Source organism: Pseudooceanicola spongiae (genome assembly GCF_014899185.1).
Classification (GTDB): domain Bacteria; phylum Pseudomonadota; class Alphaproteobacteria; order Rhodobacterales; family Rhodobacteraceae; genus Pseudooceanicola; species Pseudooceanicola spongiae.
On the sequence record NZ_CP045201.1, the window covers coordinates 66964 to 91043 of the forward strand.

General features: G+C 65.0%; 23 protein-coding genes. 4 read left to right on the forward strand and 19 right to left on the reverse strand.

Translation table 11 applies throughout. The features are described from left to right. Positions 1-6 precede the first annotated feature (6 nt). The 15 genes from F3W81_RS00310 to F3W81_RS00380 form a co-directional block, all read right to left on the reverse strand. Positions 7-777: a nucleoside phosphorylase gene (locus F3W81_RS00310; RefSeq protein ID WP_193081563.1), complete on the reverse strand. Its 771-nt coding sequence runs from the start codon at positions 775-777 to the stop codon at positions 7-9. Then, positions 770-1633, reverse strand: coding sequence for a carbohydrate kinase family protein (locus F3W81_RS00315; RefSeq protein ID WP_193081564.1), 864 nt, complete (start codon positions 1631-1633; stop codon positions 770-772). Before F3W81_RS00315 ends, F3W81_RS00310 begins: the two co-directional genes overlap by 8 nt. Continuing rightward, positions 1630-2193, reverse strand: a complete 564-nt coding sequence (locus F3W81_RS00320; RefSeq protein WP_193081565.1) for a cysteine hydrolase family protein — start codon at positions 2191-2193, stop codon at positions 1630-1632. Before F3W81_RS00320 ends, F3W81_RS00315 begins: the two co-directional genes overlap by 4 nt. Continuing rightward, the gene (locus F3W81_RS00325) at positions 2190-3086 is read right to left on the reverse strand and encodes an ABC transporter permease (protein WP_193083516.1); all 897 of its coding nucleotides are present in this window, start codon (positions 3084-3086) and stop codon (positions 2190-2192) included. Before F3W81_RS00325 ends, F3W81_RS00320 begins: the two co-directional genes overlap by 4 nt. After that, on the reverse strand, positions 3086-4141 hold the full coding sequence (locus tag F3W81_RS00330; RefSeq protein WP_193081567.1) for an ABC transporter permease: 1056 nt from the start codon (positions 4139-4141) through the stop codon (positions 3086-3088). The genes F3W81_RS00325 and F3W81_RS00330 overlap by 1 nt, the downstream gene beginning before the upstream one ends. Next, entirely contained in the window at positions 4141-5682 is a 1542-nt protein-coding gene (locus F3W81_RS00335; RefSeq protein ID WP_193081569.1) for an ABC transporter ATP-binding protein, read from the reverse strand. Before F3W81_RS00335 ends, F3W81_RS00330 begins: the two co-directional genes overlap by 1 nt. Positions 5683-5690: 8 nt before the next feature. Next, positions 5691-6728, reverse strand: a complete 1038-nt coding sequence (locus tag F3W81_RS00340; RefSeq protein ID WP_226941777.1) for a BMP family lipoprotein — start codon at positions 6726-6728, stop codon at positions 5691-5693. Beyond that, positions 6646-7491 (reverse strand): GntR family transcriptional regulator, encoded by an 846-nt coding sequence (locus F3W81_RS00345; protein ID WP_193081572.1) that lies wholly within the window; start codon positions 7489-7491, stop codon positions 6646-6648. The genes F3W81_RS00340 and F3W81_RS00345 overlap by 83 nt, the downstream gene beginning before the upstream one ends. Positions 7492-7710: 219 nt before the next feature. Then, complete coding sequence (locus tag F3W81_RS00350; RefSeq protein WP_193081573.1) at positions 7711-10014, reverse strand: FdhF/YdeP family oxidoreductase; 2304 nt, start codon at positions 10012-10014, stop codon at positions 7711-7713. Positions 10015-10299: 285 nt separating this feature from the next. Then, positions 10300-11604, reverse strand: coding sequence for a TRAP transporter large permease (locus tag F3W81_RS00355; RefSeq protein ID WP_193081575.1), 1305 nt, complete (start codon positions 11602-11604; stop codon positions 10300-10302). Next, positions 11601-12116, reverse strand: a complete 516-nt coding sequence (locus tag F3W81_RS00360; RefSeq protein ID WP_193081576.1) for a TRAP transporter small permease — start codon at positions 12114-12116, stop codon at positions 11601-11603. Before F3W81_RS00360 ends, F3W81_RS00355 begins: the two co-directional genes overlap by 4 nt. Before the next feature lie 58 nt (positions 12117-12174). Continuing rightward, positions 12175-13266 (reverse strand): C4-dicarboxylate TRAP transporter substrate-binding protein, encoded by a 1092-nt coding sequence (locus F3W81_RS00365; protein ID WP_193081578.1) that lies wholly within the window; start codon positions 13264-13266, stop codon positions 12175-12177. A gap of 26 nt (positions 13267-13292) precedes the next feature. After that, positions 13293-14168 carry an amidohydrolase family protein gene (locus F3W81_RS00370; protein WP_193081579.1) on the reverse strand — a complete coding sequence of 292 codons (876 nt, stop codon included), beginning with the start codon at positions 14166-14168 and terminating at the stop codon, positions 13293-13295. After that, complete coding sequence (locus tag F3W81_RS00375; protein WP_193081580.1) at positions 14165-14659, reverse strand: MarR family winged helix-turn-helix transcriptional regulator; 495 nt, start codon at positions 14657-14659, stop codon at positions 14165-14167. The genes F3W81_RS00370 and F3W81_RS00375 overlap by 4 nt, the downstream gene beginning before the upstream one ends. Further along, complete coding sequence (locus F3W81_RS00380; protein WP_193081582.1) at positions 14659-15453, reverse strand: crotonase/enoyl-CoA hydratase family protein; 795 nt, start codon at positions 15451-15453, stop codon at positions 14659-14661. Before F3W81_RS00380 ends, F3W81_RS00375 begins: the two co-directional genes overlap by 1 nt. 101 nt (positions 15454-15554) lie before the next feature. On the opposite strand from F3W81_RS00380, the gene F3W81_RS00385 reads away from it, so the two are divergent. Further along, the gene (locus tag F3W81_RS00385) at positions 15555-17426 is read left to right on the forward strand and encodes a feruloyl-CoA synthase (protein WP_193081583.1); all 1872 of its coding nucleotides are present in this window, start codon (positions 15555-15557) and stop codon (positions 17424-17426) included. Then, complete coding sequence (locus F3W81_RS00390; RefSeq protein ID WP_193081585.1) at positions 17423-19024, forward strand: acyl-CoA dehydrogenase family protein; 1602 nt, start codon at positions 17423-17425, stop codon at positions 19022-19024. The genes F3W81_RS00385 and F3W81_RS00390 overlap by 4 nt, the downstream gene beginning before the upstream one ends. A 43-nt stretch (positions 19025-19067) precedes the next feature. Here the strand turns inward: F3W81_RS00390 and F3W81_RS00395 are convergent, their stop codons facing one another. From F3W81_RS00395 to F3W81_RS00410, 4 genes are read right to left on the reverse strand one after another with little or no spacing between them, the layout of a single operon-like run. Then, positions 19068-19391: a YciI family protein gene (locus F3W81_RS00395; protein ID WP_193081586.1), complete on the reverse strand. Its 324-nt coding sequence runs from the start codon at positions 19389-19391 to the stop codon at positions 19068-19070. Then, positions 19391-20230, reverse strand: coding sequence for a class III extradiol dioxygenase family protein (locus tag F3W81_RS00400; RefSeq protein WP_193081588.1), 840 nt, complete (start codon positions 20228-20230; stop codon positions 19391-19393). The genes F3W81_RS00395 and F3W81_RS00400 overlap by 1 nt, the downstream gene beginning before the upstream one ends. Continuing rightward, a complete protein-coding gene (locus F3W81_RS00405; RefSeq protein ID WP_193081589.1) occupies positions 20230-20562 on the reverse strand; it encodes an extradiol ring-cleavage dioxygenase in 333 nt (110 codons plus the stop codon). Before F3W81_RS00405 ends, F3W81_RS00400 begins: the two co-directional genes overlap by 1 nt. 3 nt (positions 20563-20565) lie before the next feature. Next, positions 20566-21288 carry an alpha/beta fold hydrolase gene (locus F3W81_RS00410; RefSeq protein ID WP_193081591.1) on the reverse strand — a complete coding sequence of 241 codons (723 nt, stop codon included), beginning with the start codon at positions 21286-21288 and terminating at the stop codon, positions 20566-20568. Positions 21289-21515: 227 nt separating this feature from the next. On the opposite strand from F3W81_RS00410, the gene F3W81_RS00415 reads away from it, so the two are divergent. Beyond that, on the forward strand, positions 21516-22271 hold the full coding sequence (locus F3W81_RS00415) for a GntR family transcriptional regulator (RefSeq protein WP_193081592.1): 756 nt from the start codon (positions 21516-21518) through the stop codon (positions 22269-22271). Positions 22272-22448: 177 nt separating this feature from the next. After that, complete coding sequence (ligM, locus tag F3W81_RS00420; RefSeq protein WP_193081594.1) at positions 22449-23855, forward strand: vanillate/3-O-methylgallate O-demethylase; 1407 nt, start codon at positions 22449-22451, stop codon at positions 23853-23855. Positions 23856-24080 lie beyond the last annotated feature (225 nt).

Consider the following 24080-nt stretch of genomic DNA (forward strand, 5'->3'; position numbering starts at 1 on the left):
TCCTTTCTAGTGCGTGTCAAAACCGGCCATGGTGCTCATCGCGTCAAGCGCGATCTCGAACATCTCGCGTTCCAGCGTGGCCATCAGGTCGTCTTCGATCTTCTCCTGGGTTTCGGCATCGACGGTAGCCACGCAGAGCGTGCTGGCGCGCACGCGCAGGATGCGCGCCGCCGTCAGCAGGGCCGAGGTCTCCATGTCCGTGCCGATCAGCCCGTATTTGCGGATGTCGTCCTTGAGCTTGCCGATCAGCTCTCGCCGCTCGCCCGACAGGCCGAACATCTGGGTGTAAAACCCGTCGTAGGTGCCGAAGATGCCGGCGTGCCAGTCGGTCGGGCTGGTCTGCAGGCGGTCCCGCAATACGCGGTTGAGGTCGAAATCGGCGACGGCGGGAAAGCCGAGGGGGGCGTAGGTGTCGGAGGTCCCTTCAGCGCGCAGGGCCGCGTCGGCGAGGACGAAATCGCCGAGCTTCGCCGGAGCGACGGCCATAGCGGTGCCGATGCGCAGGAAATTGCGGATGCCGAGGGCGTGGAGTTCATGCAGCACGATGGTCGCGATCGGCGCGCCCATGCCAAAGGCCGAGACGGTGATGCGCTGCCCGTCGCGGGTGCCGGTGATCGTCTTCAGGCCGCGCTTTTCGGGCAGCATCTGCACGTCCTGCATATGTTCGGCGATGCGCTCCACACGCGCGGGATCCCCCACGAGGATTGCGGCGTCGCCAACCTCGTCCCGGTGCGCGCCGATGTACCAGGCGCGGGGTGTCTGTTCTTGTTCAGCCATGTGGTCTTCCTGTGGGGTCTTCGGATTGGCGGTGCGCCAGCAGGCGGCGGGCGGCGCGATGGCCAGCCTCGCCCAGCACGTGCAGGTCTGTTTCACCTTGGACTAGGGCAGAGAGGACTCCGCCCGCGAATGTGTCGCCCGCCCCGGTGGGGTCGGTGACGGCGATGGGGGTTGTCGGCACGAGGAGACCCTCGTCGCCACACTGGAAATGCGCACCGGTGGCGCCACGTGTCTCGATCACGATCTGGCGCGGCGTGGCGGCGGGCAGAAGGCCGCGTTCGCTGCCGTTGCAGAAGATCACGTCGGCCCGGGCGGCAAGGCGGGCGCGCAGGGCATCGGTCATCACGCGCGGGTCGTTCTTGACGATCCAGGCCAGGCGCTGGTCGTCGCGCAGCAGGTCCAGCAGCGCGGTCGTGGCGGGCAAGGGGCCTATGGTGACGCAGAGCCAGTCGGCCCGCTGGATCAGCGCGCGCTGGTTGTCACTGAGGCGGATGTCGCCGGGAATGCCCGGATGATAGAGCACCGCGCAATCGCCCGAGGCGTCGTAGGCCATCACAGAGGCGGGTGTGCGCCCCCCGGCCACCGCGCTGAGCCCCGAGGCATCGACCCCCGCCTGTTGCAATCGGGCGGCATAAGATGCGCCCTCGGGGTCGTCCCCGACCCAGCTGATCGGGCTGGCGGTGATCTGCGTGCCCACCACCAATGCCTGCGCCACATAGGCGGGACCACCACCGAGACGCGGCCATGCCTCGCGTGGGCGGCTGAGGATGGTGGTGGTGCGCCCGGGCGTGACCGCGCCGTCCAGCACGATCACATGGTCGAGGCTGGCGAACCCTGAGATGGCAACGCGGCTCATCCCAGCATCTCCAGCCCTTCGTCGAGCGAGACGACGCGGCCCATGTAGCGCTCGATATCCTCAAGCGAGGCTTCGGCAAGGTGGGGACGGTTGGAGTTTGTCGCCTCTCGCACGATCACCGGCTCAAACCCGTTGGCGAAGGCATCCTGAGCGGTGGCGCGGATGCAGACGTTGGTCTTCACCCCGGCGATGATCACGCGACGGACGCGCTGTTCGGTCAGAAACAGCGCGAGATCGGTGGCGAAGAAGGCACTGAATCGGCGCTTGAAGACGGCGGTCTCGTTTGCGCCCTCGGGGAAGAAATCCTCGAAGTAGCGCGCGTCCTCGGCGCCTTCGAGGTGGTGAACCGGCAGCCGACGCCACTCAAAATCGTCAAAGCCGGGGCGGTGGCGTTCGACGGCATGAACGGTGATTGCGCCGCTCTCTCGGGCACGGGCGCGCAGGGCGCGCATCGCGGGCAGCACCTGTTCCACCTCGGGGTAATAGTTGGCCTGTCCCGGGGCGAAGAAGCTGTCGATCACGTCAACCAGCAGCAGGGCGGTGTTTTCAGGGAGGGTCATGTGCGGGCTCCGTTCCGTTTCTTGGCCGACCAGGCGAGCATGGCGAGGATCACGATGACCATCACATAGGGCAGCGTCTGGACCAGTTCGGGGGGAAAGCCGCGCCCCTGCAGGCGGATTTGCAGGGCGTCGAAAAACCCGAACAGCAGCGCTCCGAGTGCGGTCATCACCGGGTGATTACGCCCGAAATAGAAGGCGGCCAGCGCGATGAAGCCGCGCCCGGCGGTGATGCCTTCGTTGAAGATGCCGACCAGACCGATGGAGAGATACGCCCCCGCCAGCCCGGCCATGAAGCCGGCAAACAGGGTCGAGGCATCGCGGATCGCGAGGGGGCGCAGCCCGAGCGAGCGAGCGGCCTTTTCACCCGCGCCCGTCGCGCGCAGGCGCAGCCCGGCGCGGGTGCGCACCAGAAACCACGCCGCCGCGGGCACCATCCCCCAGGCGAACCAGGTCAGCACGTTGTGCCCCGACAGCATCGCGCCCAGCACCGGGACATCGGCAACCCCGGGGATGTCGATCACCGGCAGGCGCGTCACGTCCGGCAGGCGCAGCGTGCCCGACACGCCATAGGTCGATTTCAGGATGAAGCGCGCAAGCCCGGTTGCGACGATGGAAAAGCCCAGGCCGACGATGATTTCGTTCGCCTTCAGCCGTGTGATGACCAGCGACATCAGCCCGCCGATGAAGGCACCGGTGCCCCCGGCGACAGCCAGCGCCAGAAGCCAACTGCCGTTGTCCGCAGCGACGATCAACGCCGTCATCGCGCCGAACAACATCATGGAATCCAGGCCGATATTGACGATGCCACCGGTCCGGTTGATCAGCCCGCCAAGGGCCGCCAGCAGGATCGGCGTCGTCATGATCAGTGCCGCGTGGATCAGGTTATCAAGCATCACGCGGCTTTCCTTCCAAGGGCGCCAAAGCGGGCGACAGCAAAGATCATCACCATGCCCTGCAGGATGTCGACGATCTCGATCGGGACATCGCTGAACAGCTGGATAGTCGCGCCAGAGGTCGAGAGCGCGCCGAACAGGATCGCCGCCATCAGGATGCCCCAGGCATTGCCGCGCCCCAGCAGGGCGACCGCGATGCCGACAAAACCATATCCGGGCGAAAATCCATCGACGTAGCGATAGACGTTGCCAAGCGCATGGGTACCCCCCGCGATGCCCCCAAGCGCGCCGGACAGTAGCATCATCTTCAGCACCAGTCGGGGCACGTTCATGCCGGTGGCGGTGGCAAAACGCGGGCTCATCCCCGCCAGCCGGGTCTCGAACCCCAGAGCAGTGCGCTTGCCCCAGAGCCAGTAGAGCAGCACGCAGATCAGCGCGATCAGGAAGCCCGCGTTCAGGGTCGAGCCGCGCATCAGGCGGGGCAGGCGGGCAGCCTCGGCCACCATGGGCGTGGCCGAGTTAGCCGAGCCGACGGCAAGCAACGGCCCGTTGACCAGCCAGGTGGCAATGGCGACGGCGATGAAGTTCATCATCAGGGTGGTGACGACCTCGTCCGCATCCAGCCGCGCTTTCAGCAGGCCGGGGATGATCATCCAGGCCAGCCCGGCCAGCGCAGCGGCAAGCATCGCAAAGGGCAGCAGCAGGGCGGCGGGCAGGGTGACGAAGGTAAAGCCGACATAGGCTGCCGCCAGCCCGCCGATGCTGACGCAGCCCTCGACGCCAACGTTGAAAGCCCCGGCACGAAAGGCGACGGCGGTGCCGAGGCCGGTAAAGATCAGCGGCGTCGCGGCGGCCATCGTGGCGGCGATGCGCTTGCTCGAGCCGAAGGATTCCAAGGCCAGCAGGCGGTAGACATCAAACGGGTTGTGTCCCGCCATAGCCAGCACCACACCGGCAACGACCAGCGCCAGAGCAAAGGGCAACAGCGCAGTTCCAATAAGTTTGAGGGCGGAAAAGCCTGTGTAAGTGGCGGGATTGGTGCTTGGCATGGCCATCAGGCGTCCTCTCCCAGCATCAGGCGACCGATGCTTTCGACATCGGCCTCGCCCCGGCGCAGTGTGCCGCGTACGGCGCCGTTGAACAGGACGGTGATGCGGTCGGCCAGGGTCATGATCTCTTCCAACTCTTCGGAGACAAGCAGCACGGCCCCACCAGCATCGCGATACTCCAGCAGGCACTGATGAATGGCGGCGATGCCGTGAATATCGACGCCGCGCGTCGGCTGGCAGGCGATCAGCAGCGCGGGGGAGCCGTCCAGTTCGCGGGCGATGGCAACGCGTTGCTGATTGCCGCCCGACAGGCTCGACACCGGCAGGGCCGCGGAATCGCGGCGCACGCCAAAACGGTCGAGCTGGGCTTCGGCGTGGGCGCGGATGGCCTTCAGGCGCAATAGGCCGGATGCCAGGAACTCCGCGCGCCGGTGATGCCCGGCGATGACGTTGTCAGTGATCGAGGCCTCAAGACACAGGCCCTCATGCGCGCGGTCCGGGCTGAGATAGGCCAGGCCGAGAGCGCGCCTCTGGTGCAGGCTCATCCCGGTCACGTCGTGGTATCTGAGGGCAACATTGCCCTCGCTGATGCTGCTCAGCCCGGTGATCGCCTCGACGAGTTCGTCCTGACCATTGCCCGAGATGCCCGCCAGGGCGACGATCTCGCCCGCCGCGACGCTGAGGTCGATGCCGGACAGACGCCTTATGCCACGCCCGTCGGTCAGGCCGAGGCCGGTGATGGAAAGCACTGTATCACCTTCTCGCGCGCGGCGCGGGGTGACTGCGCGGACCATCTCGCCGGTCATCTGTACGGCAAGCTGCGCCTTCGAGGTCTCGTCCGCCGGACCGCTGGTGATCACGCGGCCAGTACGGATGACGGTGATGTCGTCGCTGATCGCCATCACTTCGCCAAGCTTGTGGCTGATGAAGAGGATGGTGCGCCCGTCGTCGCGCAGGCGCTGCAACAGGACCAGCAGGTCGCGGATCTGCTGCGGGGCCAGAACGGCTGTCGGCTCGTCCAGAATCAGCACATCCGCACCGCGATAGAGCAGGCGCAGGATCTCAAGGATCTGGCGGGCGTGGACGGGGGCGTCCTGCACCCTTTGGTGCCAGTTCAGCGTGACACCGGCGCGTTCGGCCAGATCCTGCCCCGCCTTCAGCGCGGCGGCCCGGTCAATCACCCCGAGGGAGGAGACAGGTTCGCGCGCCAGGATCAGATTTTCGAGCATCGTCAGCTGGTTCACCAGCATGAATTCCTGATGCACCATACCGATGCCAAGGCGGAACGCCTCTGCCGGACCCGAGAGGGTGACGGCGCTGTCGTTCACGATGATCGACCCTTCGTCTGGTTGATCCATCCCTTGCAGGATGCGCATCAAGGTCGATTTGCCTGCCCCATTGCCGCCCACGATCGCGTGGATCGTGCCGGGCCGGGCCGAGAAATCTATCTGGTCATTGGCCGTCAGGGCGCCGAAGCGCCGTGTGATGCCGCGCGCGCCAAGACGCACGCGGGCTTCACCGGCCTTGAGGGCAAGGCTTTGGGTCATTGGGGCGCTTACTGCATCCAATCCGGATAGCCCTGATCAACCACGTTCCAGACCTTGATGTCGCCGGCGATGATGCCTGCCTTTGCGGCGTCGACCTGCGCGAGGAACTCTGCCGGGATCAGATCCTTGGTGTAGGTCATCGGCGACAGGCCAACGCCATCCTCGGCCAGCCCGAAGCCCAGAACCGAGCCGCCTTTCAGCGTGCCGTCGGCATAGGCCTTGACGATATTCTCGACCGCGACATCGGTGCGCTTGATCATCGAGGTCAGGACGTGACCCTTGGCCAGACCATCCTGATCACCGTCGACGCCGATGGCGAAATGGCCCGATTGCTCAGCCGCCTGAATGACGCCGATCCCGGTGCCACCGGCCACCTGATAGACGATGTCGGCACCGCTCTCGAACATGGCGTTGGCCATCTGCTGACCCAGAGACGGATCGGCGAAGTTGTTGGAATAGGCGACTTTGACCTGCACTTCCGGGTTGGCGTCATGGGCACCTTGGATGTAGCCGGCGATGAACTTGTCGATGCCGACGGACTTCGAGCCGCCAATGACGCCGATGATCGGGTCGGCGTTGATGCCCTCGATGCTGTCCTGCGTGGTGACCAGCGCGGCCAGCATCCCGGCGAGGTAGGAGCCCTGCTGTTCCTCGAACAGGGCCGAGACGATGTTGTCGCCCTCGGCCACGGTGTTGACGATGGCGAAGGTGGTGTCAGGGTAATCCTTGGCGACCTCGGCAATCGGCTGCGCGTGGGAATATTCCAGATCAAGGATCAGACCGAACCCGGCATCCGAGGCGCGGCGCAGAATATCACTGGCCTGTGCGACGACGTCCTTGGATTCCACCGCGCGCCCGGTCAGGCCTGCCGCTTCGACACCGCGCTCAAACCCTGCGTTGGCCAGATCGTTGTAGGACTGGTCGCCCAGACCGCCCTGCGCGATGATGAGGGCGACGGGGGCGTCAGCGGCCTGTGCCGCCGTCGTCGTGCCAAGGGCCGAGGCGAGGGCCGTTGTGGCCATCAGAACCGTTGCTCTGAGTGTCATGGTCATTCTCCTGATCTGTTGGATTTTGTTTTGTTTTTTCTGGCTGTCTGGTCAGCCTTGCTTCGTACGAGTAGCGCTTTGCATCATAGGTGGCGTCGACCGCGTCCAGCAGTCGCCCCTCGTCTGAATAGGTGCGGCGAATGACCGAGATCACGACGGGATCGTCGCTGAGCTTCAGCATCGCATGTTCTTCGGGTGTCGCGATCCGCGCGATCAGGCGTTCCTCGCCGGTGGTGACGGACAGCCCATGGTCGGCGAAATGCCGATAGAGCGAGAAGTCGGCCGCTTCGGCAGCGTCCCGCGTCAGGCCGATCTCCTCCAGCAATGCGGCGGAGAGGATCGAGCGGTGCCGCGCCACTGGCATGTCATCCACAAAGCGCAGACGGTCGAGCAGGATCAGATCTTCGCCCGCCTCATAGGGCAGATCCGCCTGCCAGGGGATCGCCTCGTAGCGCAGCAATTTATGGCTGGCGGTGCGGCCTGCGGCGCTGACGGCCTCGGTGAAGGACAGCAGGTAACCGGGCTGACGGCGCAGCGGAGCCTCGGCGACGAAGGTGCCGCTGCCCTGTTTGCGCACGATCAGATTGTCGCGGGTCAATTGCTCGACCGCCTTGGCGACGGTGAAGCGGCTGACGCTGAATTGCTTGGCCAGCTTCGGCTCACTCGGCAGGCGGCCGCCGGCGGGCATTGTCTCGATCAGGTCGCGGAGTTTGTCGGCGATCTGGAGATAGTAGGGCTGTCCGGCGTTGCGCGAGAGCGTCATGGCGTTCCTCATCTTGTCCAGTCAACTGAACAGATTCGGTTCACTCTGGGAAGTCCCGTTTTGAAGGTTGCCGTGCAAAATCGGTATGTGTTCGGGGGTGTGGGGTGTCTGGATGGGAAAATTATCTACCGAAAACAGATGTATGATCGGTGTGATGAAAGAACGGGCGCCGGTTTTGCCGACGCCCGTTTGTTAACGATCTGCTGGGTGGAGAGGCGCCTAGAGAGCGGGTTCTATGCGCACGGGCACGCCTTTGGAGGCAGGCGTCTTGGACAGCTGGTCGTGCAGGCCGACCGGGATCAGCACGTTGCATTCGGGGTAATACGAGCCGACGGTGCCGCGCGGCAGGTTGAAATGCACCACGCTGAGACCGTCGAGGCGGCGGTGCAGGCCGTCTGCGGCGTCCCCGATAAGCGAGACGACATCGCCATGGCTCAGGCCCGCGTCGGCCATATCCTCGGGGTTCATCAGCAGCACGTCACGGGTGCCCTCGATGCCGCGAAAACGGTCGGAATAGCCGTAGATCGTGGTGTTGAACTGGTCGTTCGAGCGCATGGTCAGCAGCCGGAACCGGCCCGGTGCATCGTCGAAATCCAGCGCGTTCAGCTTGCCGGGGACAGTGAATTCAGCCTTGCCGCTCTCGGTTTTCCAGATCCTTTCATGCGCCGGATTGCCGCGCCAGAAGCCGCCGGGCTGGTTCATGCGTGCGTTCATGCCCTTGAAATCGTTCGGATAGGTCGCCTCGATGAGATCGCGCACGCGGGAGTAGTCGGCCTGCCATGCGTCCCAGTGCAGACGCGGCGAGGGCGCGGTGATCGCCTTGGCCAGAGCGCAGGTGATGGCGAGTTCGGATTTCAAATGAGGCGACGCCGGTTTGCGGTGCCCGCGAGAGCCGTGGATCATCGAGAAGCTGTCCTCGATCGTGATCCACTGGTTGCCGCTGTCCTGTTGGTCGACCTCGGCGCGGGTGATGCAGGGCAGGATATAGGTGGCCTGCGCGGGGAAGAGATGCGAGCGGTTCAGCTTGGTCGAGACCATCACGTTGAGGCGCTGGCGCGGCCAGACCTTTTCCAGACGCTCGGTGTCGGGCAGGGCGCGCAGAAGATTGCCGCCCATGCAGACCATCGCCTTGACCGTGCCGTCGATAAGCCCCTGAGCTGCATCGACAATATGCAGGCCGTCCTTTTGAGGCGGCTCAAACCCGAAGAGCTCTCTCAGCTTGTCCATGGGGATCAGCTTGGTCTTTTCGGCGATCCCGACGGTGCGCTGGCCCTGCACGTTGGAATGGCCGCGAACGGGGCAGATTCCCGCTCCGGGGCGGCCAATATTTCCGCGCAACATCAACAGGTTGGTGAGCATCCCGATGTTCCAGGAGCCGTGCGTCTGCTGGGTCAGGCCCATGCCGTAGACACCGATGACGCGTTTGGCCTCCATGTAGACCTGAGCGGCGTCGCGCAGGTCGGATTCGGGCAGGCCGCATTCGGTACAGATCGCGTCCCACGGGGTTGTACGGGCGAAGTCGATAAAATCTCCGAAACCATGCGTGTGTTCGTTAATAAACGCCCAGTCGATGACGTCGCCTTGAGTGTCGTCCGCCTCGATCACGGCCTTGCAGATGCCGAGGATCGCGGCGATGTCGGAGCCGCCGCGCAGCTGGTGGTACTGGTCGGAAATGATCGTCGGATCGCCGGTGGTCATGGCGTGCAGATCCTGCGGGTCGACGAAGGAAATCAGCCCCTGTTCGCGCACGGGGTTGAAGGTGACGATCTTAGCGCCGCGGTCCTTGGCCTCCTTCAGGGGATGCAGGAAACGGGGGCTGTTGGTGCCGGGGTTCTGGCCGAAAAAGAAGTAGCAATCGGTCTGTTCCAGATCCTCCCAGATCACCGTGCCGACGGGGGAGCCGATGACTTTGGTCAGCCCGACGCTGGTTGTCTCGTGACACATGTTGGAGGATTGTGGCAGGTTGTTGTTGCCATAGACCCGCGCCATCAGCGCCCAGAGATACGACGCCTCAAGCCCGGCGTGTCCCGAAGAGTAGAACACCGCTTCCTCGGGTTCCAAATCCTTGAGAATGGGGCCAATTTCGGCAAAAGCCTCGTCCCAGCTGACCTCGACATAGCGGTCGGTTTCGGCGTCATAGCGCATCGGGGCGGTCAGGCGGCCGGTGCTTTCGAGGTCGTGATCGGACCAGTCGCGCAGCTCAGCCACGGTGTGATCTTTCCAGAAATCGGGGGTGCAGCGGGCCGAGGTGCTCTCCCAGATGGTGGCCTTTGCGCCGTTCTCGCAGAACTCGAAGGCGTGGTAGTTCGCGGGCTTGGGCCAGGCGCAGGAGGCGCACATGGTGCCGCCCGGTTTGTTGAGGCGGCGCAGGGTGTCGGTGACGCTGAGGCTTGGCCATTGGTCGCCAAAAATCCGCGCGATCCCGGTCATCGACCCCCAGCCACCGGACGGGCCACTTTCATGCGGCAGGTCGGAAACGTCGTCGGTCTGGGCGGGGTGGGGATGATCGTCATGGGGGCTCATTGGGGTCTCCTCAGCCGGAATGGAGTGGATCCGCGATGGCTTGTTCAGTCAACGTTGGGGACCCGATAAAAGATTAATGACCGGAGCCCCGCCGCTGTTCCACGACAAGTGTCGCACTTCTCTGTGAGGAGGGTTTCAGGGGGTCATTTTGGGGCCGCAAAACGGGCTGAAACCGCCGGATTCAGATGTCGGTATCCCGTCGGTATCTGAACGGTATCTGAACGGTGCCTTTTTCGGCACCGCCGGATTGCGGCCCCGACAGCGCTGCCGGGGCCGGGAGGGTACTCATTTCATCAGGTTGGGCAGGAACATCACGAGTCCGGGCAGGGCGATCACCAGGAAGATGATGACCAGATCCATCAGGATGAAGGGGATCACCCCGGCGAAGACCTGCGTGATGGTGACGTATTTTCCCGCGACGTTCTTGATGACGAAGACGTTCATGCCGACGGGCGGGGTGATCATGCCGATCTCAAGCAGCTTGACCACCAGCACGCCGAACCAGACGAGGCTGATGCCTTCGGCGCGCAGGATCGGCAGAAAGATCGGTAGCGTGATGAGCATGGCGCCGAAGGGCTCCATGAAGGTGCCGAGGATCAGGTAGATCAGCACGATCACCAGCAGCAGCCCGGCATAGGAGAGGTCCGCATTGGCGACGAAGGAGGAGATGAAGCCCGACAGCCCCGAGATGCCGAGGAAGCGGGTGAACATCGCTGCGCCAACGCCGATGATGAACAGCGACCCGGTCGAGGTGACGGTCTCGATCAGGGAGCGCGACAGGGCGTGCCAGCTCATCCGGCCGGTGAGCGTGGCGAGGATGATGGTGCCGAGCGCGCCGACGGCCCCGGCCTCGGTCGCGGTGATGATGCCGCCGAACAAGCCGCCAAAGACCAGCACGACCAGCACCGTGATCGGCAGCACCTGAAAGACGGCGGACCAGTCGGGGGGCGCGTCCTCGTCCGAGATCCGCGCCGGGATCAGATCGGGGCGCAGCCAGCAGATCACGAGGATGGTGAGGCAATAGCCGAGCGCGGTCAGCACGCCGATGCCGATGCCGCCGACGAAGACCTGCGTGACGGAGGTTTCGGCGAAGACACCGTAGATGATCATCAGGATGGAGGGCGGGATCAGTGCGCCGATGGTGCCCCCGGCGGCGATGCAGCCCGCCGCGATCGAGGGGCGGTAGCCGGCCTTGACCATTTCGGGGATGGCGATGCGGCCCATGGCCGCCGCGCAGGCCAGCGAGGAGCCGGAGACGGCGGCGAACCCCGAGCAGGCGAAGATTGAGGAGATGGCGAGGCCACCGGGCAGGCGGCGCAGCACGACCTTTGCGGCCTCGAACAGCCCGCCCGTGAGGCCGGTGTGAAAGGCGATGAAGCCCATCAGCAGGAACATGGGCACCGCGCTCATCGTCCAGGAAGCGACGAAGGAATAGGGGGTGTTGGAGAGCACGCCGAGGGCGGGGCCGGCGCCGATCATCGCGGTGATCCCGGCGAAGGACACGGCGATCAGCGCCATGGCGACGGGCACGCGCAGAATCAGAAGGATGGTGAGGGCAAGGATGCCGTAAAAGCCAGCTTCGACGCTCATCTGGTGAATTCCTGTGTGGACGCAGTGCCGTTGCGGGCAAAATCGAACGCCATGATCAGACAGGCGAGAGCGGCGAGGGTGAAGCCGATGGGCGGCAGGAAAAAGCTGTGCCAGACCGGCAGCTTGAAGCTGACCAGCTCGACAAATGTGCCACTGCGGTAGTTCGAGAAGGCCGCGCCCCAAGTGGTATAGGCGAGGACGGAGTAGACGCCCGCCGAGATCAGGCAGACCAGCACATCCGAGATGCGCAACAGGAGCGGGGGCAGCGCGAAGTCGATCAGTTCGACCGAGACCATATCGCGGCGCAGCTCAAGCCAGGCCAGCGGCAGGAAGGCGGTCAGCACCATGTAGTAGCGCGAGACAAGCTCGGCCGTGACGCTGATCGAGACGCGGAAGAGGTTGCGCGCGATCACGTCGGCGCAGATGTGCAGCATCATCACCAGAACGCCGGTGGCGCCGATCAGGGCAAGGCCACGGCTGATCGTCATGGCGATCCGGACAAGTCGGGACATGTCGGAGCTCTCTTTCAGAGGGGAGTGCCCCCGCCCGTGAGTGGGCGGGGGGATCGGATCACATGCCGTAGGTGGTCAGGTCGATCTTGTCCCAGACCTCGGTCTCGATGCGGGCGGCCAGGGCATCGGGGTCGTCGCCGACTTCCTCTGCGATGGCGGTCCACTTTTCGACCAGCTTGGTGAAGACCTCGGCCTGCTCGCCGGACATGGCGACGCGGGAGGCTGCATCTTCGGCCGCGAAGGCCTCGGTTGCGGCGAGGAAGTCTGCATCAGGCTCGATCACCTCGATCTTGGTCTCCTTGATCGCGGCGGCGGCGGCAGCGGGCAGCTGGAAGGCCCAGCGGTCGGTCAGGTCGAAGTTGGCGCGCGCGGCAGACTTGGCGATCTGGATGCGCTCTTCCTGGCTGAGCGAGGTCCAGACGTTCAAACCGACGGTGAAGTTGGAGGTGACGTGATAGGTGCCGATCGGCACCAGCGTCACATACTTCGCGATGTCTATCAGGCGGAACGACAGCAGGTCGACCGTGGAGGCCATGGTGCCGTCGATGGTGCCCTGCGACATCGCCTCGAAGGTGTCGCCGACGCCCATGGTGACGGGGGTCGCGCCGAAATGTTCGGCCCAGCGGGAGTAGGGGGCGCCGCCGGTGCGCAGACGCAGGCCCTTCATGTCATCGCCGGTGCGCACCGGTTTGGTGGTCAGCAGGTTGTAGACGTTGGACGAGCCCGCGCCGAGGAAGACCATGCCGAGGCCCTTGAATTCAGCCTGACACGGCGCACAGGTCATGCCGAATTCGGTCATGGCCATGGCCATGGCATGGGGGTTGCGGCCCAGCAGCGCCAGATCGCCCGCGATGCCGGTGATGGGCATGTCGGCGGGGAAATAGAGCGGCAGGGCGTTGCCGATTTCGGCCAGCCCGGTCTGCAGGGCGTCCTTCATCTGCGGCAGGGCCACGACTTCCGGCCCAAGAATGGTGCCGGTCAGCGCACCGCCGGAATTTTCGGACAGGTAGTCCTTGAAGTGTTCGTACATGTAGTTGGCCGGATGCGCCGGTGGTGCGGCGGGGGCCAGACGCAGATCGCGCGCCTGAACGGCCCCGGACCCGGCCATCAGGCCAGCAATTGCAAGAGCGATAATTTTCCTTGTCAGCATCGTGAGCTCCTCCCTAGAGTCTCTGGTTAAGCGGACAGCAGCTTCCTCGCGTTTTCCTTCAGAAGCAGTGGTCTGACGTCCTCTTTGATTTCGATCTTCTCGAAATCCGCCAGCCAACGGTCCGGCGTGATTGCCGGCCAGTCAGATCCGAATAGCAATTTGTCTTTCAGCAGCGAATTCGCATACTTCACCAGGATCGGCGGGAAGTATTTGGGCGACCATCCGCTGAGGTCTATGTATACATTTGGCTTGTGCTGGGCGACGGCCAGCGCCTCTTCCTGCCACGGGAAGGAGGGGTGGGCGGCGATGATCTTCATCGTCGGGAAATCAACCGCAACATCATCGAGATACATCGGGTTGGAGTATTTCAGCCGCATCCCCATGCCGCCGGGCATGCCCGAGCCGACGCCGGTCTGGCCGGTGTGAAACAGGGCGATGCCACCTTCCTCCGCGATCGCCTCGTACAGCGGATAGGCCATGCGGTCGTTGGGAAAGAAGCCCTGATAGGTGGGGTGGAACTTGAACCCCTTGACGCCAAAGTCGCGCATCAGGCGACGCGCCTCGCGCACGCCCATCTTGCCCTTGGCGGGGTCGATGGAGGCGAAGGGCACCATGATATCGCTGTTTTGCGCGGCGATTTCAGCGACTTCTTCGTTGGCGTAGCGGCGAAAGCCGGTTTCGCGCTCGGCATCGACCGGAAAGATCACGAAGCCGATCTTGCGTTCGCGGAAGTAGTCGGCGGTCTGCTGAACGGTGGGCAGCATCCCCTCGACCCCGGCCGGGTTGCGGAAGTATTTCGCCATGCCCGCCTGAAATTCATTGTAGCCATCGTCGCGCGCGGCGCAGCAGGGCTCCTCGGCGTGGACGTGGAAATCGAAGGCGACGAGGTCGTCAAAGTTCATCGGCTGGTCCTTTCCGGTTCACTCTCTGACAGTCCGCAGAACCGACGCAACAGATGCGCCAGGGTCGCGGCCTCCTCCTCGGTCAGGGAGTGGGTGTTGTAGGCGTCGGCACCAAAGAAGTTGTGGCGGTTCGCCTCGACAAAATCGGTGCCGAGCAGGGTCAGGCTGAGCTGGACGGAACGGCGGTCATCCTCGGGAATGACGCGGCGCAGCAGGCCTTGCGCGACGCAGCGGCGCACGGTCTTGGTCATATGCGCGGGCTTGATGGCGAGGGTTTGCGCCAGCAGGCCCTGCTTGATGCCGGGGTTCTGCGAGATCACCCAGAGCAGGGAAAATTCGCCCGGCCGCAGGTCGGCGTCGCCAAAACGGTCGTAAAACTGGTCGTAGACGCGCACCTGACAGACCCGCAGCAGAAAGCCGAGCGACTGGCCAAGCGCGCCGAGGCGCACGGCGGGGGCAGGGTCGGCGGCGAGTTTCGCAATGGCGCCCATCAGCGTGCCCCCGGATCAACGACCTTGGGCGCGCGCTTTTCAAGGAAAGCGGTCAGGCGGGCCTCGGCCTCGGGGCTGGTGGCGGTGAAGGAGGAAATGAAGCTCTCGACAAACAGCCCGTCACTGCGGCTCATCTCGGAAATCCGCGGCAGGGCGTTGATGACGCTGTAGTTCGACAGCTCAGCGTTGGTGGCGGCACGGGCGGCGAGTTCGAGCGCCTTTTCAACGGCTTGACCGGCGGGGACGACGTATTGCACGAGGTTCCAGACCTCGGCCTGACGGGCATCGACGGAGCGGCCTGTCAGCATCATGTCGGTCATCCGCGCGACGCCCATCAGCCGGGCCGAACGCACCGAGCCGCCGCCGCCGACGAAGATGCCGCGCTGGCCTTCGGGCAGGGCGAAAAACGCTGTCTCATCCGCGACGCGGACCTGAACGGAGGAGGCGAGTTCCAGCCCGCCGCCGACGACCGCGCCGTGCAGGGCGGAAAACCACGGGATCGGACCGAACTCGATACGCCCGAAGATCTCGTGCCAGCGGCGCGAGCCGTGCACGCCCTCGATCGGGGTCTTGCGGACATGTTCAGCGAGGTCGAGGCCGGCGCAGAAATGCTTGCCGTGACCGAAGAGGACGGCGGCCTTGGCCTCAGCGCGCGCGCGCTCGACCGCGCGGCCGATTTCTTCGACGAAACGGTCGCTGATGGCGTTGCGCTTTTCGGGGCGGTTCAGCCCGATCAGGGCGACATCGCCACGCATCTCATAGGTCACGAAGGTCGTGGTGGTGGTGTCGGTCATTGTGTGAATCCCCGCGTCGCTGTCCCGGTTTTCATGTATACATTTTTTAATTTCCTTGTAAACTATCTTCGAGGAAACATTCGATTTCGGGAGGGGGGAGAATGACCACCAAGGGAGAGATGCGCCCGGCGCGTGTCTGGCAGCCACGTCTGCGTGAGGAGCTGCGTGCGGATGGATCGCGCGTGATCTGGCAGGAGGAGCCGCTTGGCCACTATCCGGAGCGTCTGTCGGACCGGATCGTGCATTGGGCTGAGGCCGCACCGGAGCGGATCTGGATGGCCGAGCGGGACGAGAGTGGCGATTGGGCCGGGGTCAGCTACGCTGAGCTGAACGCGCTGATGCGCCGGGTTGGCAGCTGGATGATGGCGCAGGATCTGTCGGTCGAGCGGCCGTTGATGATCCTGTCGGAAAACAGCGTCGCTCATGCCGTCGTGGCGCTGGCGGCGCAATATGTCGGCGTGCCTTCCGCCGCCGTTGCCCCGGCCTATTCGCTGCTGGGCGAGGGGCATGGCAAGCTGCGTGATATCGTCGGGCAGGTGACGCCGGGGGCGGTTTTTGCCGCCGACGGGGCGCGCTTTGCCGCGGCCATCGCGGATGTCTTTGCGCCGGATGTGCCGGTGATCACGGTGACGGGTGATGTGCCGGGCCATGCCTGCACGCGGTGGTCTGAGGTCATGGCGACCGAGGTTGCCCCGGAAATCGAGGGCGCGCGGCTGGCCGTCGGGCGCGATACCATTGCCAAGTTCCTGTTCACCTCGGGCACCACGGGCTCGCCCAAGGCGGTGATCCAGACGCAAGGCATGATGTGCGCCAATATGGAGATGGTGCTGGATTGCTACCGCTTTCTGGGGGATGCGCCGCCGGTTCTGGTGGATTGGGCGCCGTGGAACCATGTCGCCAGCGGCAGCAAGGTGTTCAACATCGCGATCTACAACGGCGGCACCTTCTATATAGATGCGGGCAAGCCGACGCCGAAGGGCATGGCCGAGACGATCCGCAATCTGGCCGAGGTCTCGCCCACCTGGTATTTCAACGTGCCTTCGGGGTTCGAGATGCTCTGCGAGGCGATGCAGGAAAACGACGCACTGCGCAGCCGCTTTTTCGCCAGGTTGCAGCTGATCATGTATGCGGGCGCGGGGATGGCCAGCCACACCTGGCAACACCTGCAGGAGCTGTCGGAGGCGACGGTGGGCGCACGCACGCTGATGGGCTCGGGCCTTGGGGCGACCGAGACGGCGCCGTTTGCGATGTTCTGCACCGATCCGCAGGAAACGCCGGGCAATGTCGGCATTCCGGCGCGCGGCGTGGTGCTGAAGCTGGTGCCGGTCGAGGGCAAGCTGGAGGTGCGCTTCAAGGGGCCGAACGTGACGCCGGGGTATTGGCGCAGTCCGGAGCTGACGCAGAAGGCCTTCGACGAGGAGGGCTTTTACAACATGGGCGACGCGCTGCGCTATGCGGTGCCCGGTGATGCGGCGGCGGGCTTTCTGTTCGACGGGCGCACGGCGGAGAATTTCAAGCTGCAGACCGGCACCTGGGTGGCCGTGGGCGCGATGCGGGCCAAGCTGGTCGACGCCATGGCGGGCCTTGTGCGCGACGCGGTGATCACGGGCGAGAACGAGGCCGAGCTGGGGGCGCTGCTGGTGCCTTTCCGCCCCGGGATCGAGAAGCTGGTGAAGGGGGGCAGTGCGATGAGCGATGCCGATCTGTTCGCGCGCCCCGAGGTGCGCGCGCGGCTTGAGGCGCTGCTGGGGGACTTTGCGGCGCAGGCCACTGGGTCGTCCGGGCGAATTGCGCGGGCGCTGGTGCTGGACGCGCCGCTGGAGATGAGCCGGGGCGAGGTGACCGACAAGGGCTCGGTCAACCAGCGGGCGGTGCTGGCGAATCGCGCGGATCTGGTGGCGGCGCTTTACGCGGGCGGGCCGGGGGTGCTGTTCCCGACCGCCGCGCGCGCGACAGTGGGAGAGCGGGCATGAAGGACATTGGCACACGGCGCAGCGACGATCAGCAGCGGCGGACATTGGCGGCGCTGCGCGCGACGCCGGGCTGGGCGCAGGTTTGTGCAGCGCGCGACGATGTGGACGACGAGGTTGCAGAGGCGATCCTGCAGGCTGCCGGGGCGCTGACCGATGCGGTCCTTGCGCCGCTGAACCCGGTGGCCGACCGCGAAGGCTGCCGGATCAAGGCGGGGCGCGTGCGGGTGCCCGAGGCCTATCACGCGGCGTTTCGCGCGGTGGCAGAGGGCGGCTGGATGGGCCTTGACCTGCCAGAGGCGCTTGGTGGCAGTGGCCTGCCGATCACGCTGCACGCGGCGGCGGGGCAGATCTTTGACACCGGCTGCCCGGCGCTGAACATGGCGACGGGGGCGAGCCGGGCGGCGGCGGTGCTGCTGGCCGAGCGCGCGCCCGAGGCCTTGGCCGCGCTCTGGGTGCCGGATCTGATCGCGGGCAAGCGCAGTGCGACGATCTGCATCTCGGAACCCGGGGCGGGGTCGGATGTGGGGCGGATCACCACGAAGGCGGTGCAGGGCGGCGATGGTCTCTGGCGGGTCAGTGGGCAGAAGATCTGGATCTCGTTCGGGGATCACGATCTGACGCCGGTGATCGGGCATTGTCTGCTGGCGCGCACCGGCGAGGGGGCGGGCACGCGCGGGCTGAGCCTGTTTCTGGTGCCCTCGGTGCGTGAGGATGGCGCGGACAATGGCGTCACCGCGCTGCGGCTGGAGGAGAAAATGGGCCTGCACGGCTCGCCCACCTGCGCGATGGAGTTTGCCGGGTCCGAGGCGGTTCTGCTGGGCGAGGCGGGGCGCGGGCTGGTGCAGCTGTTCACCATGATCGAGCTGATGCGCCTGCAGACCGGTTGTCAGGGTCTGGGCGCGGCCAGCCGGGCCTGCGATATCGCCGAAAGCTATGCGGAGGAGCGTTTGCAGGGCGGCGCGCCGGATGCGCCGCCGGTGCCGATCGCGGTGCATGCGGATGTGCGCCGTCAGTTGGGCGCGATGCGCGGGGCGACGGAGGTGCTGCGCGTCGCGGTGCTGGAGATCGCCTGTGCGATGGACAAGGCGCGTATCGGCGGTGGCGATGAGGCGGCTCTGGTGGGGTATCTTCTGCCGCTGATCAAGGCTTTCGGGGCCGAGATCGGGTTCAACGTGGTGAACGCGGGCATTCAGGTGCTGGGCGGGGCGGGCTACACCGCCGACTGGCCGCTGGAGCAATCGCTGCGCGACACCCGGGTGCTGGCGATTTACGAAGGCACGACCGGCATGCAGGGCATCGACTTTCTGGAGCGGCAGCTGATCCGCAATCGCGCCGGATTCGATGCCTTTCTGGCGCGCGCCGAGGGGCCGGTGATCGCGCGGTTCGCGGCGCTGGCTGAGACGCTGTTGGGGTGCACGGACAGTGAAAAGCGCCTTGCTGCGGCCGATGACTGGCTGCGGGCGGGGTGGCTGGCGCTGACCTGCTGGCTGGCGCCACGGGTGGCAGGCTATGATCGCACCGCCCATGATCACGCGATGGCGCAACTGGCCGAGCGGTTCGCGGTGCATGAAGCGGCGGTGCGCGCGGCGCTGGCCTGAGGCGTTCGGGGGGGGCGCGGCGAAACGCGCCCCCAGAAGGTGGCTACAGGCGCGGGCTCATCGGGTCGGTGATGCGCTGGGCCTGAAAGCTGTCGGGCAGGGGGCTGAGCGTGATGCTGGCGACAATGCCCGCCTGCGCGAAGGGATCGCCTTCGGCAAAGCGGCGGGCGTTGGCCTCGCTCTCGGCCTCAAGGATACCGAAGTTGCCGATGGAGCTGCCGGTGGCGTCGGTCAGGGCAGAGCCGATCAGCACCGAGACAAGCCCTTCGCCACCGGAACTGACCCAGACGCGATGCGCGGGGCGCAGGGCATCGCGCGCGGCGTCCTGATCGGGGTGGTGCAGGCACTGCATCAGAAAGAAGGCCATCAGGCGTTTTCCAGCACGACCATGCCCGCACCGGTCATCGAGGCGGGGGCGTGGTAGTGGCGGTGCTTGAGCGTGACCTTGTCGTTCATCGCAGCGCGCATCACCAGCCACATGATCAGCTCGGCACCTTCGGAGCCGAACTCCTCGACATACTCCTCGCGGGTCATGTTGCGGTAGTGGTCGTAGTTGTCGGCGATGCCGTTCAGCCAGGCCTCGTCTGCGGTGCGGTTGATGAAACCGGCGCGGCTGCCCTGCAGCTGGTGAGACAGACCGCCGGTGCCCATGATGACGACACGCTCGTCGCCGGGAAAGCTCTCGATCGCGTCACGCAGCACCTTGCCCATGTCCCAGCAGCGCTGCGGGGTCGGGATCGGGAACTGGATGGTGTTGACCCAGATCGGCAGCACCTTGACGGGCCAGGCCTCGGGGTGGCCGAAGAACAGCTCCATGGGGACCTGAAGGCCGTGGTCGACGTCAATCTCGCGGCAAACCAGCGGGTCGAAGTGACGCTCGACCAGCTGGTCGACGAAATGCCACGACAGATCCTGCGCGCCCTTGAAGTCGGGCACGTTGCGCGGGCCCCAGCCCTCGTCCACCGGGTGATAGGTTTCGGCGACACCGACGGCAAAGGTCGGCACCCGGTCGAGAAAGAAGGAATTGCCATGGTCGTTGAAGATGACGACGGCAATGTCGGGCTTCATGTCGGCCATCCACTGCTTGCCGGGGATGTAGCCGTCAAAGAAGGGCTTCCAGTCCGGGGTGTCGGCGAGGCCCTTGTCGAGGGCGGCACCGATCGAGGGCACGTGGCTGGTGCCGACTCCGCCAATGATTTTTGCCATCAGAGTTTTCCCAAGCGTTGTTGGAGGAACAGATCATGGTCCATGCCCGCCTGCGCCGCGCCGATGCGCGTCATCGGGGTCGGGTCGATGGCCGAGATCTTGAGGATGAAGAACAGGTTGCCGCCAAGGGCGACCATCTCGTGCCAGTCGCGGGTCATGACGGCGGTCTTTTCGGCCTCGCTCAGCCCGTGGCTGTCGAGGAAGGCGGCCTCATCGGCCTTGAAGGCCTCTCGGTTGGCGGGAATGCCGAGGGACATCGCCATTTTGTTCATGCGGTAGCCGCGGATCGAACCGGCGCGGTCATAGAGCGGGGTCTCGGGGATTGTCGACATGTCTCAGGCCTCCTGTGGCGTGGGGGTCGCGAGGCCCTGACGGCTGAGCCAGCCGAGGACGAGGGCGGCGGTTTCATCGGGGCGCTCAACCGGCATGAAGTGACCGGCGTGTTCGATCACATGCAGGTCGGAGTGCGGGGTCAGGTCGGCGATCTCCTGGTGCTGAGCGACGGGCGACCAGAGGTCCTGCGCGCCGGTCATCAGCAGCACGGGGCAGGTGATCTGGCCGAGGTAGGTCGCGGCATCGGGGCGGCCCAGTAGGGCGCGGATCTGGCGTTCATGCACATCCGGCCCGGCGGCGAGGACCATGTCCGTCAGATCGGCCATCAGGGCGCTGTCGCCGATGCGGGCGGGGTCGAGCATGCCGGGCAGCCAGTCCGCTGCGAGGGCCGCCATGTCGCGGTGCGCGAGGTCGATCTTGGCCTGCCGCTTGGGCTCTTCGCCCACGGCGCGGGCATTGTGGCCGGTGTTGGCCAGCACCAGCGCCTGCACGCGGGTCGGGGCCTGACGGGCGACCTCCATGGCGACGCGCCCGCCGAGAGAGTGGCCGACGGCGATCAGCGGCCCCTCTACCTCGGCCAGCAGGCGCGCGGCCATGGCGGGAATCGAGACGTCGCGGGTGATGTCGGCGTCGTGGATCGCGAGGCCCGCCGGGGCGGCTCTGCGCAAACAGGCCCAGACGCGGGCGTCGGACACCAGTCCCGGTATCAGCGTCAATGTGGTCATAAGGCCCTCCCCAGCCGTGCTATGAATACATTTTTATCAGGGGTAGGGGGAAAAAGGCCCGCTTTCAAGAAAATAATCGACAAATTGCATACATATGGCGGCTTTGTGCTAGGCGCAGAGGTGAAACTGCTGTCATATTGGAGTTGCGCCTGCGTTGCGTGTATACACGGGCAAAATGACATGTGAGCCGCGCAGCAAGGCATCTGCGCCGCGGAACGGAGCGGTGAATGGTTGAGGCGACTGGGGCAAATACCCATACCAAGCGGGCGCTGGAAGAATTGCGCCAGAGGATCCTCAGCGGGGCGTTCCCCGGCGGTACGCGCTTGTTCGAGGTCGCGCTGGCCGAAGATCTGCAGGTGTCGCGGACCCCGGTGCGCGAAGCCATGTCACGTCTGACCGAGGAGGGGCTGCTGGAACGCGCCCGCAACGGTGGCTTTCTGGTGCGTAGTTTCGACTTTGCCGATGTGCTGGACGCGATCGAGTTGCGCGGCGTGCTGGAAGGGACGGCGGCGCGGCTTGCGGCCGAGCGGGGTGTGACTGAAGCGCGGATGAAGGACTTCCGCGAGATCGTGCGTCGGCTCGACACCTGTTTCGGCGCCGGCCCGGAGGATGTGGATTTCGACGGCTACGCCGAGCTGAATGGCCAGTATCACCTCGCTCTGGCGGCCTTGCCGGGCAGTGCGACGCTGGAGCGCGAGATTGCGCGGGCGACGCGTTTGCCGTTTGCCTCGCCCTCGGCATTTCTGCCGGATCGGCGGCAATTGTCGGCCTTCCGCCGCTCGCTCGGGCTGGCGCAGGATCAGCACCACCAGATCCTGCAGGCCATCGTGCGGCGTGAGGGGGCGCGGGCCGAGGCGCTGGCGCGCGAACATGCCTGTGCGGCGCGGCGCAACGTCGAATACATCTTTGCCAACGACATCGATGTGGCGCAGGCCGTGCCCGCGCTGGCGCTGGTCGGGCAGGGCAGTCGCCCCGAAGACTGAGCGGTTCCCGTTTCGCTTGCGATACACACCCCGGCGCCACCGGGGCTGCGGAGCTGTGGGCGTGGCGGGCCTTGCGAAAGCCGCCAATTTTCACGCAGCGAGATTTTTCGCTTGCCTTTTGCCCGCCGATTCATGACTTCATGTATACATTGAGATTCAAAACGGGAGGAGCCAGTCATGGCGGGAGAGAGTTTTACGGAGCTTCTGAAGGGGTATGCCAACCCTGTGGAGCTGCTGCGCAATTCCAAGAGCGGTATCTATGTATACCCGGTCGTTGCGCCCGAGTTTTCCAACTGGCGCAGTGAGCAGGAGGCCTGGCGCCACACTGCCGTGCTGTTCGACCAGACGCACCACATGGACGAGCTGATCGTCGAAGGCCCTGATGCGGCGGCCTTTCTGGCCTATGTCGGGATCAACGATTTCGGCAATTTCGACCTGAACCGTGCCAAGCACTTCGTCCCCGTGACGCCTGCGGGCGATGTCATCGGCGACATGATCATTTTCCGCGAGCGTGAGGACAAGTTCGTTCTGGTGGGGCGTCAGCCGACCGCCAACTGGACCAAGTTCCAGGCCGCCATCGGCAAGTGGAAAGTGCGCCTGACGCATGATCCGCGCTCTGACAGCCGCCCCGATGGCGAACGTATCCTGCGCCAGCACTACCGCTTTCAGATCCAGGGTCCCGACGCCAACAAGATCTTCGAAAAGATCAACGGCGGCCCGGTGCCGGATGTGCCGTTCTTCCATGTCGACTGGATCAATGTCGGGTCGAAAAAAGTGCAGGCGCTGCGTCACGGCATGGCCGGCGCACCGGGTCTGGAAATCTGGGGCCCCTTTTCCGACAAGGCCTATATCCTGTCGGTCATTCTTGAGGCCGCCAAGGACACCGGCGTTGACCTGCGCCGCGTCGGGGCACGCGCCTATTCGACCAACACGCTGGAATCGGGCTGGATCCCGTCGCCTCTGCCGGGGATCTACACCGGCGACGGCATGATGGAAGAATACCGCGACTGGCTGGGCGCCGATGCCTACGAGGCCGTCGGCTCCATCGGCGGCAGCTTTGTCACCGACGATATCTCGCAGTACTACGTCAATCCCTTCGAGCTGGGCTATGGCTTCTACATCGGCTGGAAGAAGGACAACTTCATCGGCAAGGAGGCCCTGACCAAGCTGAAGGGCGCCGCCACCAACCGCAAGAAGGTCACCTTCGAGTGGAACCGTGAAGATGTGCTGAAGGTCATCGCCTCGGGCTTTGAAGAGGGCGTTCCCTACAAGTGGATCGACTTCCCGCAGCCGAACTATGCCTCCTCCAGCGCCGACATGATCCTGCAGGACGGCAAGATGGTCGGGATGTCGATGTTCAACGGCTATTCCTACAACGAGCGCAGCATGCTGTCGCTGGGTGTGGTCAATGCCGACGTCAACATCGGCGACGTGCTGACGCTGAAATGGGGCGAGCCGGACGAGACGCAGAAAACCTCGACCGAGAAGCACCGTCAGGCCGACATCCGTGTCCGCATCGCGCCGACCCCCTACGCCAAGGAAGCGCGCGAAAACTACGCCGACAGCTGGCGCAGCAAGAGCTGATCACGCGCTGAGCGACGACAAGACTGAAGCAGGAGCGGCCATGTGCCGCTCCTGATGTCGTTGTGAAAATCTGATGATATAGTTCTCATATTGATGGCTTTTCCGGGGCTTTTCGGAATTGGCGTTGCGATAAAGTTATAGACATTGCGGCAATTGAATTTGAGTGCGCGCGGGCCTCGGCGCTAGGCTTCCTGTCAATGCGATACCCTGCCTTCGGGTGGGCGG

What these genes read in the sequence shown, in the direction of transcription:
- F3W81_RS00310 (WP_193081563.1), bottom strand. Translation starts at nt 777, where the DNA reads ATGGCTGAACAAGAACAGACACCCCGCGCCTGGTACATCGGCGCGCAC.
- F3W81_RS00315 (WP_193081564.1), bottom strand. Translation starts at nt 1,633, where the DNA reads ATGAGCCGCGTTGCCATCTCAGGGTTCGCCAGCCTCGACCATGTGATC.
- F3W81_RS00320 (WP_193081565.1), bottom strand. Translation starts at nt 2,193, where the DNA reads ATGACCCTCCCTGAAAACACCGCCCTGCTGCTGGTTGACGTGATCGAC.
- F3W81_RS00325 (WP_193083516.1), bottom strand. Translation starts at nt 3,086, where the DNA reads ATGCTTGATAACCTGATCCACGCGGCACTGATCATGACGACGCCGATC.
- F3W81_RS00330 (WP_193081567.1), bottom strand. Translation starts at nt 4,141, where the DNA reads ATGGCCATGCCAAGCACCAATCCCGCCACTTACACAGGCTTTTCCGCC.
- F3W81_RS00335 (WP_193081569.1), bottom strand. Translation starts at nt 5,682, where the DNA reads ATGACCCAAAGCCTTGCCCTCAAGGCCGGTGAAGCCCGCGTGCGTCTT.
- F3W81_RS00340 (WP_226941777.1), bottom strand. Translation starts at nt 6,728, where the DNA reads ATGACACTCAGAGCAACGGTTCTGATGGCCACAACGGCCCTCGCCTCG.
- F3W81_RS00345 (WP_193081572.1), bottom strand. Translation starts at nt 7,491, where the DNA reads ATGACGCTCTCGCGCAACGCCGGACAGCCCTACTATCTCCAGATCGCC.
- F3W81_RS00350 (WP_193081573.1), bottom strand. Translation starts at nt 10,014, where the DNA reads ATGAGCCCCCATGACGATCATCCCCACCCCGCCCAGACCGACGACGTT.
- F3W81_RS00355 (WP_193081575.1), bottom strand. Translation starts at nt 11,604, where the DNA reads ATGAGCGTCGAAGCTGGCTTTTACGGCATCCTTGCCCTCACCATCCTT.
- F3W81_RS00360 (WP_193081576.1), bottom strand. Translation starts at nt 12,116, where the DNA reads ATGTCCCGACTTGTCCGGATCGCCATGACGATCAGCCGTGGCCTTGCC.
- F3W81_RS00365 (WP_193081578.1), bottom strand. Translation starts at nt 13,266, where the DNA reads ATGCTGACAAGGAAAATTATCGCTCTTGCAATTGCTGGCCTGATGGCC.
- F3W81_RS00370 (WP_193081579.1), bottom strand. Translation starts at nt 14,168, where the DNA reads ATGAACTTTGACGACCTCGTCGCCTTCGATTTCCACGTCCACGCCGAG.
- F3W81_RS00375 (WP_193081580.1), bottom strand. Translation starts at nt 14,659, where the DNA reads ATGGGCGCCATTGCGAAACTCGCCGCCGACCCTGCCCCCGCCGTGCGC.
- F3W81_RS00380 (WP_193081582.1), bottom strand. Translation starts at nt 15,453, where the DNA reads ATGACCGACACCACCACCACGACCTTCGTGACCTATGAGATGCGTGGC.
- F3W81_RS00385 (WP_193081583.1), top strand. Translation starts at nt 15,555, where the DNA reads ATGACCACCAAGGGAGAGATGCGCCCGGCGCGTGTCTGGCAGCCACGT.
- F3W81_RS00390 (WP_193081585.1), top strand. Translation starts at nt 17,423, where the DNA reads ATGAAGGACATTGGCACACGGCGCAGCGACGATCAGCAGCGGCGGACA.
- F3W81_RS00395 (WP_193081586.1), bottom strand. Translation starts at nt 19,391, where the DNA reads ATGGCCTTCTTTCTGATGCAGTGCCTGCACCACCCCGATCAGGACGCC.
- F3W81_RS00400 (WP_193081588.1), bottom strand. Translation starts at nt 20,230, where the DNA reads ATGGCAAAAATCATTGGCGGAGTCGGCACCAGCCACGTGCCCTCGATC.
- F3W81_RS00405 (WP_193081589.1), bottom strand. Translation starts at nt 20,562, where the DNA reads ATGTCGACAATCCCCGAGACCCCGCTCTATGACCGCGCCGGTTCGATC.
- F3W81_RS00410 (WP_193081591.1), bottom strand. Translation starts at nt 21,288, where the DNA reads ATGACCACATTGACGCTGATACCGGGACTGGTGTCCGACGCCCGCGTC.
- F3W81_RS00415 (WP_193081592.1), top strand. Translation starts at nt 21,516, where the DNA reads ATGGTTGAGGCGACTGGGGCAAATACCCATACCAAGCGGGCGCTGGAA.
- ligM (WP_193081594.1), top strand. Translation starts at nt 22,449, where the DNA reads ATGGCGGGAGAGAGTTTTACGGAGCTTCTGAAGGGGTATGCCAACCCT.